Raw genomic sequence first — 17,070 nt, forward strand, 5'->3', positions numbered from 1 at the left:
TAAAATATAGACGATGTCGATAGAGATGTATGTGAAAATGATAAGGAGTAGAGACAAAATCAATGTATTTCTGTCCTACTCTTTCTTTATAAATTATTTTATTAACGAGTAAGGGGATTAAATGATGACAAGAGTAGTGATAAAAAATATTTATATGACACTTATTACTATCGTAAACCAAATTTTTAGATTTAAACGACTAAAATCGAATCATATTGCGATTTTAATGACATTTCCCGAAGACGTTATGCCAATAATTGAGCAATTAAATCAGAAAGGGTATGAACTAACCGTCATTGCTAAAGAAAAAGAATGGGCTAAACTAAAGCAATTTAAAAATGTATCTTTTGTTCCTGCCGGAAATAGTCATATAGTGAGACATATCAAGACGATAAGTACAGCAAAAGTGATTGTGATTGATACATATTATCTTATGCTCGGAGGGTATCATAAGAAAAAAGGACAGACCATCATCCAAACATGGCATGCCTCAGGTGCTTTAAAAAATTTTGGTTTAACGGATCATCAAGTAGATTTAAATAATAAAAAAATGATTCAACAATATAAAAGCGTTTATAATGCTACTGATTATTATTTAGTCGGTGGAGAAGAGATGAGTAGATGTTTTGAAAGTGCATTTGATGCTAAGAGCACTCAAATGCTTAAATTGGGTCTACCTCGATTAACCAAATATTTTAAATTAGACCTTAAGACGGAGCAAAAAAATTTAAAAAAATATTATAATGTTCCCAATAAATTAGCATTATATGTGCCTACTTATCGTGAAAATCAAATGGATAATCGTCAAATAGATAAAGTATATTTTGAAAAGCAATTACCCAATTATACTCTCATTAATCAACTTCATCCATCAATTCCTAATAGTGAGCATATTGCGACAACGTCAGAACTAATGATGATGGCTGATATTATTATTAGTGATTATAGCTCCCTACCAATAGAAGCTAGCTTACTCAATAAACCTACATTATTTTATGTGTTTGACGAAAAAGAGTATGAAGAGGTGCGTGGATTGAATCAATTTTATCGCGATATTCCAACATTTTATAAAGTGAAACATATAGATGAATTAGTAACTAAGATTAAATATAATGAAAAAGAAATAAAACCATTATTTAAACATTGGCATAAATATAATAGTGAAAAAAGCTTAGAAAACGTATTAAAATTTATTGAAAAGTTGGTGAAAGAATGAAATTAGCGGTTATTATTCCAGTATATAATGCTGAAAATACAATTCGAAAAGCAGTTAAATCGATTGATACAACACATGATGTAGAAATTATTTGTATTAACGATGGTTCAACAGATCGTACAAAACAAGTGTTAACTGAATTGCAAAAAGAAGTTAAACATCTCATTGTTTATCATCAAGACAATCAAGGAGCGGCAAAAAGTAGAAATATGGGTCTTTCTGCAATGTCAGATGATATCGATGCTTTTATGTTCTTAGATGCAGATGATCAATTTTTACCTGGAAAAATGGATCAAATGATTCAATATTATGAGAAAAATGATCATCTAGATATTGTGATTGGGCAAATCGGTAGAGGGATGCATGGTGACTGGAAAGTCATTCCAACACACGAAGACATTCATCGTGAAGCAATGGTTTCTTTAGCAGAAGCGCCAGAAATACTTCAATCTATTGGACCAGGTGGCAAGTTATTCAAAGCTAAATTTAATACACTAAGATTTGATGAAGATGTAGTATTTTGTGAAGAACATACATTTGTCACTCGTGCCTATTTAATGTCAAGGGATATCCAGCTAGTTCCTTTTATCGTATATGGATACAATGAGCGAGAAGGTTCTATTACAGATCAACGTGCAGATACATTTATATCTTACTTAGAAGATGCTAGAAAAGTTCGACGTGAAGTCATGGATATGTTATTACTTGTCAAAGAAAAAGCATATTATAGTTATCGAATGGATGACTTAATTGTCAGCTATCTCATTCAAGCTTATTTAATAAAATACAGTAAAGTGACACTTCAAATTATAGACAAAATCACTCAATATATCAGAGATATGCAACATACAAATTATTCTGGAGAAGCATTGTTTAGAATAGTACAAGCCGTAGAGCAAAGTGCGACTCATTGGACACGTGAGACCTATGAGTTATGGAGACATACACTTATTGAGGTAGGAATTGGGCGACCTGGTTTTTTACGTTTTCAAGCCCAAATAATGCCTAAAAAATTAGTATTTAGTGGAAAGCAATCATTGAAACGTATGATGAATAAGTAAATGATGAAAAGTCATGTCAATATAAAATTAATGGTATGTTAAATATATTTATGCTAAATTAAGATTATTAATTAATGTTAAAAATTTGTAAAGGAGAAAGGAAATATGAGAAGAGTCATTACATATGGTACATATGATTTATTACATTATGGTCATATAGAATTACTAAGAAGAGCTCGTGAAATGGGCGATTATTTAATTGTAGCTTTATCAACAGATGAATTTAACCAAATTAAAAATAAAAAATCTTATTATGATTTTGAACAACGTAAAATGATGTTAGAATCTATTCGTTACGTTGATTTAGTGATTCCAGAAGATGGATGGGGTCAAAAAGAAACAGACGTTGATCGTTATGATGTTGATGTTTTTGTTATGGGCCATGACTGGGAAGGTAAATTTGACTTCCTAAAAGACAAATGTGAAGTTGTATATCTAAAACGCACTGAGGGTATTTCAACAACTAAAATTAAACAAGAGCTATACGGAAAAGATGCAAAATAAATAATAATTTATTAAAGACACATATAGACACCTTAGAAGTTTAGCTATGTCTCAATCATTGGTTAAATCAAGTAGATAACAATAATTTTTTGATTTGACCCATCTTTTTGGGAGTGAACAGTGAATTCAAAACGAATTCTAGGGCACTCCTATTTTTATGTAATAAAACATTTTAAATAAAATGCTATACTAAGAACAACCGAATTACCAGTTAAAATACATTTAAATTAGGATAAATACTAAATATAATATCAAAAATACAAATACAAATTGATGACTAAAGAGGTTTATTTATGAAACAACACAATCCATTATTTTTTCTATTTAAACGATTGTCTTGGCCCTATGCTTTAATAATAACTGCTGTTATCATTTCTTCGTTAGGAAGTCTTAGCGGATTATTGATTCCACTGTTTACAGGTCGCTTAGTAGATAAATTTTCTACTAATAATATTAATTGGAATATTGTCGTTCTATTTGCAAGTATCTTTATCATTAATGCATTACTTAGCGGTTTAGGTATTTATCTCTTAAGTAAAATTGGAGAAAAAATGATTTATGGCATTCGTTCATTACTGTGGGAGCATATGATTAAACTGAAAATGCCATTTTTTGACAAAAATGAAAGTGGTCAGTTGATGAGTCGTTTAACTGATGATACTAAGGTCATTAACGATTTTATCTCTCAAAAATTACCACAATTACTACCAGCTATTATCACATTGATTGGTTCCATTATTATGCTGTTTATTATGGACTGGCAAATGACTTTACTGACTTTCATAGCTATTCCAATATTTATGGGTATTATGATTCCACTTGGAAGACGTATGCAAAAAATTTCAAAACATACCCAAGCAGAAATTGCCAATTTTAGTGGATTATTAGGTCGTGTATTGACAGAAATGCGTTTAGTAAAAATTTCTAATACTGAACAAAAAGAATTAAATAATGCACATTATAACTTAAATGAAATATATAAATTAGGTTTAAGACAGGCAAAAATAGTAGCGATTATTCAACCTATTTCAAGTGTGATTATGTTATTAATGATAGCCATTATTTTAGGATTTGGTGCAATTAGAATTGCTACTGGTGCTATTACAGCAGGTGCTTTAATAGCTATGATTTTTTATGTGATGCAGTTATCTATGCCGCTTATGAACTTATCTACACTAGTTACTGATTACAAAAAAGCTATAGGCGCAAGTCAACGTATTTATGAAATTATGCAAGAACCCGTGGAACCGATGGAACAGTTAAACCCCATTGCTAATATCAACATTGAGAATGGAGCACTTGAATTTAATAACGTAGAATTTAAATATGATGTAAAAACGATTCTTGATCATATATCATTTCGTATACCTCAGGGCGATATTAGTGCGTTTGTTGGTCCTTCAGGTTCTGGGAAAAGCACTATTTTTAATTTAATTGAACGTATGTATGATATCGATAATGGTGATATTACATATGGTAATAAAAGTATTTACGATATTCCAATTACGAATTGGCGTAGCAAAATTGGATATGTCATGCAGTCAAACTCTATGATGACAGGAACAATTCGAGATAATATCTTATATGGTATTAACCGTACTGTCTCTGATGAAGAACTAATTAAATATGCAAAATTAGCGAATTGTCATGACTTTATTATGCAATTTGATGAAGGATACGATACATTAGTGGGCGAACGTGGATTAAAACTGTCTGGGGGTCAACGACAACGTATTGATATCGCTAGAAGTTTTGTGAAAAATCCAGATATACTGTTACTTGATGAAGCTACTGCAAATCTTGATAGTGAAAGTGAACAAAAAATTCAAGAAGCTTTAGAAGTATTGATGAAAGGTAGAACAACGATAGTGATTGCACACCGTCTCTCTACGATTAAAAAAGCAGGTCAAATTATTTTTATTGATCAAGGACGTGTGACGGGAGAAGGTACACATGACGAATTAATGAAATATCATGAGAAATATCATCAATTTGTGACTACACAAAATTTAAATAAATAATGGATATTGAACATCTAAATATCACGATGATAAAGTAATATATAATTTTACAGTGTAGATGAAAAAATCTTAGGCTGATAAGATATAGTTAGTACACAAACCCATTGCTTAAAAATTAATTGAATAAACATAAATAAAATTGGAGAGAATGATATTGAATAAACTATCAATAATTATTACATATTTTAATAGTGAAGAATATATTGAAGATTGTATTAATAGCTTAAAAAATCAAAGGAATCAAGATTTTGAGATTATTATTGTAGATGATGGTTCTACGGATCATTCAACACAAATCTTAAATAAAACGTTAGCATCTTATGATAAAGATGTGACGTTTATTCAACTTGAAACAAATACTGGTCATGCACATGCTAGAAATATTGCTTTGGACTCAGCAGAAGGTCAATACGTGATGTTTTTAGATGCGGATGATCAATTAGCCTCATATGCTATTGAATATTATTTAAATCATATCAATGGTTTAGATACATTAATTGCGCCGATACACAAATTTACAATGCAACGTCCTCAATATGTAGACAAGGATAAGATACGTTTGCAGTATCGATCACACCATTCATATCCTAATTCAATTTTAAGAAAAGAAACTGTATGTAATATTTTATTTAGAAATGCAATTATTAAAGCACATGACATTAAATTTAATGAAGATTTAAGCATTTTTACTGATAATTCATTTGTATTAGAGTATCTGAAATATGCTGAACATTTTGTTAGAATTGTTAATTTTCCGTTTTATTATCGTGGTGAAGTATATGATCCATTTAATGGTAATACACTAAGTGATCAAGATTTTATTGATAAATTTGAAGACTATACAAATAGTTTCTTTGATGCTATGCAAAGAACTACAAATAAAGAAGTTAAGAAATTTTTAGTCCAAAAAATGAAAAATGAAATTAAAAAAGGGTTTGATCCTTCGCTTAGAGATATTAAAGCAAGATATATTGCTTTAGAGGACACTCTAGTTAAAGTAGTAAAAGCACTAAAATGGAATATCATTAAAGATGGTAAGTTGTTATATAATCTAGAAATCATGTTTTTATCTATGGATGACATTGAGAATGCAAGATATGTGAATGAATTACGTAAAAAAACACGTTTATTTAAAAGTATTCTTACAAACAGTAAGATGAAAGAACGTGCTAAATATCAACTTACAGATAATGAAAATATAGTAGATCCACATACGATTGTATTTGAGTCATTTGGTGGCAAAAATTACAGTGATAGTCCAAAGTACATATATGAATATATGCAACAACACTATCCACAATATAATTATATTTGGGTCTTTTCTAAGCCTAATAACAATATTATTCCTGGAAATGCAACTAAAGTGAAAAAAGGATCCAAAGAATACTATGAAGCCTATGCTAAAGCGAAATACTGGATTTCAAATGCTCGATTACCATTGTATTTAAATAAAAAAGAGAATCAAGTGTATATTCAAACTTGGCATGGCACACCGTTAAAACGTTTAGCAAATGATATGAAAGTGGTAAGAATGCCAGGAACAACAACAGCAAATTATAAAAAGAATTTTTATACAGAAGCATCTCGTTGGAATTATTTAGTATCTCCAAATCGTTATTCTACGGATATCTTTAAATCTGCTTTTTGGATGGATGAAGAAAGAATTTGGGAAATTGGCTATCCAAGAAATGATGTATTAGTTACAAGACAAAATGATACTGAGTATATAGAACAAATTAAAAAAGATTTAAATTTACCGAAAGATAAAAAAGTTATTATGTATGCGCCAACTTGGAGAGATGATGAATTCGTTAAAAAAGGTCAATATTTATTTGATTTGAAAATAAATTTAGCTAATTTAAAAGAGCAAATTGGAGATGAATATGTCATTTTACTAAGAATGCATTATCTTATTGCAAATGCATTAGATCTAACTGGATACGATGATTTTGCTATTGATGTTTCAAATTATAATGATATTTCAGAATTATATTTAATATCTGATGCGCTTATTACTGACTATTCGTCAGTGATGTTTGATTATGGTATTTTGAAACGTCCTCAATTTTTCTTTGCTTATGATATTGAAAAATACGATAAAGGTCTTCGTGGCTTCTATATGAATTATATGGAAGATTTACCAGGAGAAATTATTACAGATGAATTTAAACTTGCTGAAGAATTAAAACATTTAGATACACATAAAGAAAAATATAAAGATAAAATTGAAGCATTCTATAATGATTTTTGTTCAATTGAAAAAGGTCAATCTTCTCAATTTATAGCAGACTATATTAATAATGATATTCATGAAAATGAATCATAAAATCAAATGATATAAAGAATGGGAAATAGTTACTTTAAATTCGTTTTCCCATTCTTTTTCTATATAACCGTATTAAGTTTAAATGGTGTTTATGATAAATAACAAAAAAAGAAATAGACAACTATTTTATTAAATATGTTATTTTAACGAACATTTTCTCATGGTATAATGTTAAATGTACTTTTTACAGAACGTTAGTTGTCATTTTATGAAAATAGTACGGTTCTATTTAAGGGTAATGTGATACATATTAATTTTAAAATGTGGGTAGGTGTCTTATGTTTTTACTAATAAATATCATTGGATTACTTGTATTTTTAGGAATAGCAGTTTTATTTTCTAGGAATCGCAAACATATTCAATGGAAATCTATATTAATCTTAGCTCTTTTAAATGTATTCTTAGCATGGTTCTTTGTATATTTCCAAATTGGAAGATCAATTGTTGAAGGTTTAGCAGCTGCCATTGCTTGGATTATTCAATCAGCTCATACTGGAACAGGTTTTGCATTCAGTAGTTTTACAAGTGGTAAACAAATGGATATGGCAGTGAGTGCATTATTTCCAATTTTATTAGTTGTTCCACTATTTGATATTCTTATGTATTTTAATATTCTTCCTAAAATTATTGGAGGAATTGGTTTTGTACTTGCGAAAATCACACGTCAACCTAAATTTGAATCATTCTTTGGTATCGAAATGATGTTTTTAGGAAATACAGAGGCGCTTGCAGTCTCTAACGAACAACTTAAGCGTATGAATGAAATGCGTGTATTAACAGTTGCAATGATGTCAATGAGTTCTATTTCTGGAGCTATTGTAGGTGCCTATGTTCAAATGATTCCTGGTGAATTAGTGTTAACGGCGATTCCTTTAAATATTATTAATGCAATTATTGTGGCTTCTATTTTAAATCCTGTCACTGTTGAAGAAAAAGAAGATATTATCTATAGCATTAATAATGATGAAAAAATTGAACGTCAACCTTTCTTCTCATTTTTAGGAGATTCAGTATTAAATGCGGGTAAATTAGTATTAATTATTATCGCTTTTGTTATTAGTTTTGTAGCGTTGGCTGATTTTTTAGATCGTTTTATTAATTTGATTACTGGATTAGTAGGCAGTTGGATGGGTCTGAAAGGTAGCTTTGGTTTAAACCAAATCTTAGGTGTCTTTATGTATCCATTTGCTTTATTGCTTGGCTTACCATGGGGCGAGGCATGGATAGTGGCACAACAGATGTCCAAAAAAATCGTCACAAACGAATTTGTAGTTATGGGTGAAATTACAAAAGTAATTGATACATATAGTGCACATCGTCGCGCAGTGATATCAACATTCTTAGTTTCATTTGCCAACTTCTCTACAATTGGGATGATTGTTGGTACATTAAAGGGTATAGTTGATAAGAAAACATCAGATTTTGTTTCAAAATATGTACCGATGATGTTATTATCAGGTATTTTAGTTTCACTACTTACTGCAGCATTTGTTGGTTTATTTGCATGGTAAGGTATTAAAAATTAAATCATTTTATAGTAACTATTAGGAGTGAACATTGAATCCGAAAAGAATTCTATGTCACTCCTATTTTTATTATTCATTTTATTGCATGATAAAAACCAAGCATGCAAAGTGAGGAGACACTTTATATACTTGGTTTTTATGGGAAATGAATATTAATGTACTTGTAACGGTAAGGACTAGGTACTGTCACAGTACTTCGAGCAAAATTTGTTTTGTTACTATAAACAACACAAAGGAGATAACTTCTTGTAATTAAGAAGTTATACATAGTATAGCAAACTAATATTTATAAGTAAACAAAAAATTCAGAAAATTTACACGTATTTTTTATTAGTACATTAGATTTAAAGATGACTATGTATCATATTTAAATTAAATCTTTATATTTTAAGATATTTAACATTTATTAATACATTTAATTTTTAAAAGTATATTGTAGGAAATGATGAGACTGTGCTAACATTTTAATCGTTATAGTCGTAAAAGGAGTGGGTGTTTTTGAACAAAAATATAAAAAATATACTTTTAGTTATACTAGGTTCTTTTATCTTTTCAGCAGGGGTCAATGCATTTGTTATATCAGGTAATTTAGGTGAAGGTGGCGTCACAGGTATTGCTATTGTATTATATTACGCTTTTCATATTTCACCAGCGCTCACTAATTTCGTTGCTAATGCAATATTGATTGTTATTGGGTATAAATTTTTAAGTAAAAAAAGTACGATATTAACAATTATTGCTACTGTACTTATTTCTGTTTTTTTAAGTCTTACAGAATCATGGTACGTAGAAACAGGTAATGTCATCATCAATGCAGTATTTGGCGGCACAAGTGTTGGACTAGGTATTGGAATAATCGTTTTAGCAGGTGGGACTACAGCTGGAACAACAATATTAGCAAGAATAGCTAATAAATACTTAGATGTTAGTACAGCATACGCATTATTATTTTTTGATTTAATTGTAGTAGCCATTTCTTTAACAGTGCTACCGTTAAGTAAAGCATTGGTAACTGTGATTTCACTTTATATAGGCACGAAAGTAATGGATTATGTTATTGAAGGACTTAATACAAAAAAAGCAATGACAATTATTTCTAGCAAACCTGAAGAGGTAGCTAAGGCCATTGATGAACAAGTTGGTAGAGGTCTTACTATATTGAATGGACATGGTTATTATAGTAGAGAAGAAAAAGACGTTTTGTATGTTGTTGTAGCTAAAACTCAAGTAACTCGTGCCAAACGAATTATAAAAAAAATAGATAAGAATGCTTTCTTGGTTATTCATGACGTGCGTGATGTTTATGGAAATGGTTTTTTAATCGATGAATAAAAAAGGGTCCCTAAAAATTTGAGGTGTTTTATGTATATCTCAGATTTTTAGGGTTATTTTTTATAATCGCCTCATAGTAAAAAGAATAGTCAAAACTGTGTATAAATGGTATACTAGTAATAATTAATTGAGAACGATTATCAATAGATGTCGTAAATATTTTTTGTACAAAGGTAGGGCCTATATATGAATCGTTTAAATGCCTCTCAAGTAGATATAGGATATAGAAATACGACAATTATAAAAGAATTAGATGTTCAAATACGTGATGGTAAAATCACATCAATTATTGGACCGAACGGTTGTGGGAAATCTACATTATTAAAAGCACTCTCAAGACTGATTGAAGTGAAAAATGGAGAAGTATTACTTGATAATCAAAACATTCAACATCAATCTACAAAAGAAGTAGCCAAAAAAATTGCCATTTTACCTCAAACTCCAACAGTGACTGATAGTATAACCGTTGAAGAACTTGTTTCATATGGACGTTTTCCTCATCAAAAAGGATTTGGACGATTATCTAAAAAAGATAAAGATGAAATTGAATGGTCATTAGACGTAACAGGCATTACAGAATTTCGTCATCAATCGATTAATGATTTAAGTGGAGGACAAAGACAACGTGTATGGATAGCAATGGCTTTAGCACAAAAAACAGATATTATTTTTCTTGATGAACCTACAACGTACTTAGACATTTCTCATCAGTTAGAAATTTTACAATTGGTGCAACATTTAAATAAAAAATTAGGGTGTACGATCGTTATGGTTTTACATGATATCAATCAGGCAATTCGATTTTCGGATTATTTGTTAATCATGAAAGAAGGACAAATTATAGATAATGGACCTACTGACCAAGTCATATCTAAAGAGATATTAGAAAGTGTGTTTAATATAGATGCAGTATTAGGAAAAGATCCTAGAACAGGGAAACCACTTTTAGTCACTTACAATTTACTTGAAAAAAGGTGAGATCCATTATAACTTCAGCAATATAGCTACAATTATTATGATGTTGGATACCTATCTCAGTCATTTTTAATATATAGGCAGTCAATGACTAATATTTTGTCTGATACACAAATATTCGCGCTTTCAGATAAGTTATTTTATAATGAAAATACGCTGATTAAGATTCACTTTAATAAAAAATTAATTTCGTTATTTAATTGATTGACTGGAGTTGAAATGATGACAACTATAGTTATTATTAGTCATAGTGAAGATATAGCTAAGGGAACTAAAGATTTATTAAATAAAATGACAAATGACATAAATGTGATTGCCTATGGTGGAGTAAACGGTGAAATTGGAACTTCATATGATGAGATTGAACAATTGATTAATCAGTTAGATGATGATGCATTATGTTTTTATGATTTAGGATCATCAGAAATGAATATTGATTTAGCAATTGATATGTATAAAGGTAAGTATCATATTTACAAAGTAAATGCACCCATTGTAGAAGGAAGCTTTACAGCAGCAATGTCTTTAAGTGTTGGTAAAACTGCTAATGAAGCGATTCAAGAAGTGAATCGATCTTCATTTAAGTCTACAGCATTTAAATAAGTAATGATGAATTTTGATGTTTTTTTTATATAAAAAAAAGGTTATAAAATGATTATCCAAAATGAATATGATAAAATAAATAGCATGATATTGATGACGAAAGTAGGTGGACATTACGCTACAAGAAGATATTAAATTTTACGTTCTGAACGGCAAATTTAAAGAAATTAAAAATATAATGTCCAATATTGATTTTATGGAATTCGAAGAAGTATATATATCATGTGCTCATGAACAAGAAAACATTATGTTTTATACTTGTATATTAGATATGATGAAGGATAATGAAACAGCAGAATTACATGATTTAGCATTTTTATTATTAGTCTATCCTTTGAGTGAAGTAGAAGGCGCTTTAGAAGCGGCATATTATCATGCAGATGCTTCTATTCAGTTAACAAATGGTAAGGAAATAAAAAGTTTGCTTCAAATGCTATTATTATATGCTATACCCGACCCAATTATTTCAGATTCTGAAGCGTTTAAAGTAGCTAAACAAATTTTAAAATTAGATCCTAATAATCATGTAGCAAGAAATGTGTTAAAAGATTCAGCTAAACGTATGGATAATGTTATAGTCAATTTTGATGAATTAAAGAAATTTGGAAGTTCAAAATAAAATAATATAGTGAAATAAGAGAGTTAGATAATGAATAGCCATGGTTATTCAGTTTATCTAACTTTTTTTAATAATGTTTTACTTAGTAACTCAAATATAATTTTTGTGACAAATTATTATAAATATTAAAATTTTTAAATTGTTTGTAAGAGTATTAATGCTAGTACTTAGAAGTGATAAGCGTTGTCTCACAACGTTTATGCACTGTTGCATATTATTATTAGTACGTTATAATTTTGAATGTGTCAAAAATAAGGAGGTTAATCAATACATGGGGTTGAATAAAGAATCTATAAAAATAGGTTTTGCTTATGTGGGGATTGTAGTAGGCGCAGGATTCTCTACAGGGCAAGAAGTAATGCAATTCTTCACGCCTTATGGTCTATGGTCATATATTGGCGTGTTAATATCAGGATTAATTTTAGGATTTATAGGGCGACAAGTCGCTAAAATTGGAACGGCTTTTGAAGCAACAAATCATGAATCAACATTACAATATTTATTTGGTGAAAAATTTAGTAAAATCTTTGATTATATTCTAGTCTTTTTCTTATTTGGAATTGCTGTAACAATGATTGCAGGTTCAGGCGCAACGTTCGAAGAAAGTTTTGGTATACCTACATGGCTTGGCGCGTTAATTATGACGGTCGTTATTTATTTAACACTATTATTAGACTTTAATAAGATCGTAAGAGCGTTAGGTTTCGTTACACCATTCTTGATTGTCATGGTAGTTCTTATTGCTATATATTATCTATTTGCTGGAAGTATCTCTATCAGTAAAGTTAATAGTACAGTAGATCACCCAAGTTTATTCTTAGGTATTATTAGAGGATTAATGTACGGTGGATTAGCTTTTGCTGTAGGATTTAGTACGGTTGTAGCGATTGGTGGAGATGCATCTAAACGTCAAGTATCTGGTGCCGGTGCTTTATTTGGCGGTGTAGTGTATACTGTTTTACTTGCACTGATTAACTTTGCACTACAATCAGAATATCCACAAATTAAAAATGAACAAATTCCAACTTTAAAATTGGCGAATGAAATTCATCCATGGCTTGGATTAGTTTTAACAGTGATTATGTTAGCAGTAATGTATAATACTATTTTAGGATTGACTTATTCGTTTGCTGCACGTTTCACTGAGCCATACAGTAAAAAATATCATATATTTATTATTATTATGATGATTGCAGCCTTTATTTTAAGTTTCGTTGGTTTTGCAGACTTAATCAACTTCTTATATAACATTATGGGCGTAGTTGGATTATTTATTGTAGTAGCAGTGCTTATTAAATATTATTTACGTAAAAGTGATAACAAAGATCACATTGCTTAAAATTGATAAAATAAATATTCCATAAAAAAACTGCCTACAAAGTTAAATAACTCATAGACAGTCTAAGGCAATTCGTGTAATTAACACGAATTGCTTTTTTGCATTTTGAACGTAGCGTATAATACATATTGTAATTAAAGTAGTAATTTAGCCATAATATATTTATTAAAATATTGATTGTTGATCAGTAATTTATTTTTAAGTTCGCCTTCAATATTAAATCCAGCGCCTTTAAGTAGCATGATTGCGTGTGTATTTTCAGGAACGACTGAAGCTTGAAGACGTTTAATATTATGGTTAAGAGCCCAAGCTTCAACAGCATTAATTAAAGCAAGTCCAACACCTTTTTTTTGATACAATTTAGTAACGCCAAGTGTAATAACTGCTTCGTGTTGTGTACGCTCGTATTTTTCAGTAGTGACGAATATACATCCAACGAGTTGATCATCTTCTTCAGCTACATAGATGGTATTTCTCGGAGAAGTGATGATGCGCTCTAGAAGGTTACTAATAGAAGACACACTAGGGTTAAATTCTCCAGGATTATAAAGTGTATAATCAGACTCATCATATATTTTAGTTAATAATGTTGTCAAAGCTTCAGTATCTTTTATACTAATTTCACGAATAATATGAGCCATTCGGCTTCCTCCTGAGATAGTAATATAACATACATTATACCAATTATTTAAAAAATATACATATTTAGAATTTTAAAAAGGAGTAACAGAATAATGAAACCTAATGTATTATTAGCGGGTGGTAGTGGATATATAGGTAAGAATATTAGTAGTGCGATAGAAAATGATGCAAATTTGTTTGCTTTATCTAAATATCCAAATACAAAAAAAGAATTTAATCATAATATAAAATGGCTAAAAAAAGATATTTATAATTATGAAGATGTTAAATCAGCAATGTCAGGGATGAATATTGCAGTATTTTATTTAGATCCTAATAAAAATTCTGCCAAGCTTACTCAAGCAACGGCACGTGATTTAAATCTCATTGCAGCCGATAATTTTGCAAGGGCAGCAGCACAACAAGGAATAAATAAAATTTTGTACGTAAGGGGGAGTCGCTTTGATAATGAGACAATCCAGTGTTTAAAAAACTATGGTATTCCTGTAGAAACGACTGAGACCTATATCAAGCGCTCTCATATTAATGTTGAGTTACAAATGTCTAAATATAATGATATACGGACAGCATTAAGAATGATATTACCTAGGAAATGGTCTTTGGAACAATTAGTCGCTTATTTTTTTAAATGGCTGAATGATACACGTGGTACATTTTTACACACGAAATATATAGAAAATCGATATATAATATATGCTCGTAACGAGTGTAAGCCTCTATTAGTAATGAAAAAAGAAGTAAATGATAATCGTTTAATTACATTTAATTTAGTAGGCGGGTCAATTATAAAAAAACGTTCTAAAAAACAAGGGAAATTGGAATTTCGTCAAATTAAAGGAACGCGTTTAGTAATTGTTCAACTATATGATTATATTCCTAAATTGTTATGGCCACTCTATTATTTTTTTCAAGCTCCCGTACAAAGTTTAATTATGAGAGGGTTTGAAATTGATTGTCGTATTAGGCATTTCAATGGACGTATGCAATCAGGAGAAAAAATGAAATATACAAAGTGATAGGATGAAAACATATGCAAATATTATTAGTAGAAGATGATCAGACGCTTTTTCAACAACTAAAGAAAGAATTAGAAAATTGGGATTTTTTTGTTTATGGTGTCAATGATTTTAGTAACGTAATGGAAACATATCATAATGTTCAGCCAGAAATCGTTATAATGGATGTGCAATTACCTAAATATGACGGATTCTATTGGTGTCGTCAAATTAGACAAGTGTCTAATGTGCCTATTTTATTTTTATCGTCACGTGATAATCCTATGGATCAAGTGATGAGTATGGAATTAGGTGCAGATGATTATATGCAAAAGCCTTTTCATACCAACGTACTAATTGCGAAGTTACAAGCAATTTATCGACGCGTATATCAATTTGGCGTAGAAGAAAGACGTACATTAAATTGGCAAGATGCACTAGTCGATCTTTCAAAAGATAGTATTCAAAAAGGCGATAAAATCATTTATTTATCTAAAACTGAAATGATTATTTTAGAAATGTTAATTCAAAAACAAAATCAAATTGTGACTAGAGATACATTAATTACAGCGTTATGGGATGACGAAGCGTTTGTTAGTGATAACACATTAACAGTCAATGTAAATCGATTACGAAAAAAATTATCTGAGATCGGTATGGAAACAGAAATTGAAACAAAAGTAGGTAAAGGATATATGGCACATGAGTAATGTGAAATGGTTTTGGCTATTTCTTAAAACACGAAGTAATTGGATATTTTGGATTATATTTTTACAGTTTGTATTTTTAGGGATGGCATATATAGACTATGACATGGCAATTGAAAGTGTAGCATACATTGTCCTATTAAATATAGGTTTGACTTGTATATTTCTTGTTTTTACTTTTTTAAGAGAAGTAAAATTATATCAACATTTTTATAATAATAAGGAAATCGAAGAAATTAAACACAAAGAATTAGCTGAGAATCCATTTCAACAAGAAATGGTGGACTATTTATATCGTAAATTATTGTTTCACAAAGAAAGAGCTACTGAACAACAAATTCATATACAAGCGTCGGAACAATCGTTAACTGAATTTGTTCACGATATTAAAACACCTGTTACAGCAATGAAATTATTAATTGATCAAGCTGAAGATATGGAACGTAAGAAAGCCTTACTTTATGAATGGTCAAGAGTGAATGAATTATTAGACAAGCAACTTTATTTAACACGTCTTGAATCTAAAAATAGAGATATGTATTTCGAAAAAGTACCATTAAAACGTTTAGTGATAGAAGAAATTCAACTTACTCGTCATATCAGTCAAGTTAAAGGTATTGGCTATGAATTAGAATTTGATACGAATCCAGAAGTATTTACAGATGTAAAATGGTGTCGCATGATGATTAGACAGATTTTATCTAATTCTTTGAAATATTCTCAAGGAAAAGATATTGTTATTCGATCGTTAGCTAAAAAAGACCATATCGCTTTAGAAATTACTGATTATGGACGTGGGATTAGCGCTAAAGATTTACCACGTATCTTTGAAAGAGGCTATACTTCTACCGCAAATCGTAATGAAACAACTTCTTCTGGAATTGGTTTATACTTAGTAGAAAGTGTAAGACATCCATTAGGTATTGAAGTAGAGGTCGAGTCGACGGTGGGAGAAGGAACAACATTTATTTTAACGTTCCCTATTCAAAACGAAGTCATAGAAAGAATGTCACAAGAGAAATTAAGTCTATCATAATAGTGTTGTTAAAATAGAGTATAAGTATAATTGTTCGCTTTATAGAAATAAGATATTGGACTTTACTATAAAAAGTTTGAACTAAAACTTATATAATATTTAAAGTAAATACATAAATTAAGCGTATGGAAATATCATTTTAGTGTCATAAATGAGTAGAACATTGGG

General features: G+C 29.8%; 15 protein-coding genes. 14 read left to right on the top strand and 1 reads right to left on the bottom strand.

The features are described 5' to 3' along the window. The first annotated feature begins 121 nt into the window (after positions 1-121). From tarB to CD034_RS01900, 11 genes are all read left to right on the top strand, one after another. On the top strand, positions 122-1,216 hold the full coding sequence (gene tarB / locus CD034_RS01850; protein WP_002449153.1) for a teichoic acid glycerol-phosphate primase TarB: 1,095 nt from the start codon (positions 122-124) through the stop codon (positions 1,214-1,216). Further along, positions 1,213-2,277, top strand: a complete 1,065-nt coding sequence (locus CD034_RS01855) for a glycosyltransferase family 2 protein (RefSeq protein WP_002449133.1) — start codon at positions 1,213-1,215, stop codon at positions 2,275-2,277. Before tarB ends, CD034_RS01855 begins: the two co-directional genes overlap by 4 nt. Positions 2,278-2,382: 105 nt before the next feature. Beyond that, positions 2,383-2,781 carry a glycerol-3-phosphate cytidylyltransferase gene (gene tagD, locus CD034_RS01860; RefSeq protein ID WP_002449131.1) on the top strand — a complete coding sequence of 133 codons (399 nt, stop codon included), beginning with the start codon at positions 2,383-2,385 and terminating at the stop codon, positions 2,779-2,781. Between the two features lie 293 nt (positions 2,782-3,074). After that, positions 3,075-4,802 carry an ABC transporter ATP-binding protein gene (locus CD034_RS01865; RefSeq protein ID WP_103288083.1) on the top strand — a complete coding sequence of 576 codons (1,728 nt, stop codon included), beginning with the start codon at positions 3,075-3,077 and terminating at the stop codon, positions 4,800-4,802. 154 nt (positions 4,803-4,956) lie between these two features. After that, entirely contained in the window at positions 4,957-7,128 is a 2,172-nt protein-coding gene (locus CD034_RS01870) for a bifunctional glycosyltransferase/CDP-glycerol:glycerophosphate glycerophosphotransferase (RefSeq protein WP_080978170.1), read from the top strand. Positions 7,129-7,406: 278 nt separating this feature from the next. Beyond that, the gene (locus CD034_RS01875; protein WP_002488576.1) at positions 7,407-8,639 is read left to right on the top strand and encodes a NupC/NupG family nucleoside CNT transporter; all 1,233 of its coding nucleotides are present in this window, start codon (positions 7,407-7,409) and stop codon (positions 8,637-8,639) included. A gap of 513 nt (positions 8,640-9,152) precedes the next feature. Next, the gene (locus CD034_RS01880) at positions 9,153-9,986 is read left to right on the top strand and encodes a YitT family protein (protein WP_049431279.1); all 834 of its coding nucleotides are present in this window, start codon (positions 9,153-9,155) and stop codon (positions 9,984-9,986) included. Between the two features lie 186 nt (positions 9,987-10,172). Beyond that, positions 10,173-10,964, top strand: coding sequence for an ABC transporter ATP-binding protein (locus CD034_RS01885; RefSeq protein ID WP_049431276.1), 792 nt, complete (start codon positions 10,173-10,175; stop codon positions 10,962-10,964). Between the two features lie 219 nt (positions 10,965-11,183). Beyond that, positions 11,184-11,564, top strand: a complete 381-nt coding sequence (gene dhaM, locus CD034_RS01890) for a dihydroxyacetone kinase phosphoryl donor subunit DhaM (RefSeq protein WP_070715417.1) — start codon at positions 11,184-11,186, stop codon at positions 11,562-11,564. Between the two features lie 178 nt (positions 11,565-11,742). Beyond that, positions 11,743-12,183, top strand: a complete 441-nt coding sequence (locus CD034_RS01895) for a hypothetical protein (protein WP_227967701.1) — start codon at positions 11,743-11,745, stop codon at positions 12,181-12,183. A gap of 271 nt (positions 12,184-12,454) precedes the next feature. After that, positions 12,455-13,522 carry a YkvI family membrane protein gene (locus tag CD034_RS01900; RefSeq protein ID WP_002449130.1) on the top strand — a complete coding sequence of 356 codons (1,068 nt, stop codon included), beginning with the start codon at positions 12,455-12,457 and terminating at the stop codon, positions 13,520-13,522. Positions 13,523-13,656: 134 nt separating this feature from the next. Here CD034_RS01900 and CD034_RS01905 read toward each other — a convergent pair whose 3' ends face one another. Continuing rightward, positions 13,657-14,163, bottom strand: coding sequence for a GNAT family N-acetyltransferase (locus CD034_RS01905; RefSeq protein ID WP_049431268.1), 507 nt, complete (start codon positions 14,161-14,163; stop codon positions 13,657-13,659). A gap of 93 nt (positions 14,164-14,256) precedes the next feature. On the opposite strand from CD034_RS01905, the gene CD034_RS01910 reads away from it, so the two are divergent. The 3 genes from CD034_RS01910 to CD034_RS01920 are packed head-to-tail and all read left to right on the top strand — an operon-like array spanning position 14,257 to position 16,902. Beyond that, positions 14,257-15,180, top strand: a complete 924-nt coding sequence (locus CD034_RS01910; RefSeq protein ID WP_049431266.1) for an NAD(P)H-binding protein — start codon at positions 14,257-14,259, stop codon at positions 15,178-15,180. A 14-nt stretch (positions 15,181-15,194) separates the two neighbouring features. After that, positions 15,195-15,869: a response regulator transcription factor GraR/ApsR gene (graR, locus tag CD034_RS01915; protein ID WP_002455663.1), complete on the top strand. Its 675-nt coding sequence runs from the start codon at positions 15,195-15,197 to the stop codon at positions 15,867-15,869. Beyond that, positions 15,862-16,902, top strand: coding sequence for a sensor histidine kinase (locus CD034_RS01920; protein ID WP_002449136.1), 1,041 nt, complete (start codon positions 15,862-15,864; stop codon positions 16,900-16,902). The genes graR and CD034_RS01920 overlap by 8 nt, the downstream gene beginning before the upstream one ends. The last annotated feature ends 168 nt before the right edge of the window (positions 16,903-17,070 follow it).

It is taken from the genome of Staphylococcus hominis subsp. hominis (assembly GCF_002901845.1).
GTDB classification, from domain to species: Bacteria; Bacillota; Bacilli; order Staphylococcales; family Staphylococcaceae; genus Staphylococcus; species Staphylococcus hominis.

Coding starts and splice junctions, on each gene's coding strand:
- tarB (WP_002449153.1), top strand. CDS start 122: ATGATGACAAGAGTAGTGATAAAAAATATTTATATGACACTTATTACT.
- CD034_RS01855 (WP_002449133.1), top strand. CDS start 1,213: ATGAAATTAGCGGTTATTATTCCAGTATATAATGCTGAAAATACAATT.
- tagD (WP_002449131.1), top strand. CDS start 2,383: ATGAGAAGAGTCATTACATATGGTACATATGATTTATTACATTATGGT.
- CD034_RS01865 (WP_103288083.1), top strand. CDS start 3,075: ATGAAACAACACAATCCATTATTTTTTCTATTTAAACGATTGTCTTGG.
- CD034_RS01875 (WP_002488576.1), top strand. CDS start 7,407: ATGTTTTTACTAATAAATATCATTGGATTACTTGTATTTTTAGGAATA.
- CD034_RS01885 (WP_049431276.1), top strand. CDS start 10,173: ATGAATCGTTTAAATGCCTCTCAAGTAGATATAGGATATAGAAATACG.
- dhaM (WP_070715417.1), top strand. CDS start 11,184: ATGACAACTATAGTTATTATTAGTCATAGTGAAGATATAGCTAAGGGA.
- CD034_RS01895 (WP_227967701.1), top strand. CDS start 11,743: ATGTCCAATATTGATTTTATGGAATTCGAAGAAGTATATATATCATGT.
- CD034_RS01900 (WP_002449130.1), top strand. CDS start 12,455: ATGGGGTTGAATAAAGAATCTATAAAAATAGGTTTTGCTTATGTGGGG.
- CD034_RS01905 (WP_049431268.1), bottom strand. CDS start 14,163: ATGGCTCATATTATTCGTGAAATTAGTATAAAAGATACTGAAGCTTTG.
- CD034_RS01910 (WP_049431266.1), top strand. CDS start 14,257: ATGAAACCTAATGTATTATTAGCGGGTGGTAGTGGATATATAGGTAAG.
- graR (WP_002455663.1), top strand. CDS start 15,195: ATGCAAATATTATTAGTAGAAGATGATCAGACGCTTTTTCAACAACTA.
- CD034_RS01920 (WP_002449136.1), top strand. CDS start 15,862: ATGAGTAATGTGAAATGGTTTTGGCTATTTCTTAAAACACGAAGTAAT.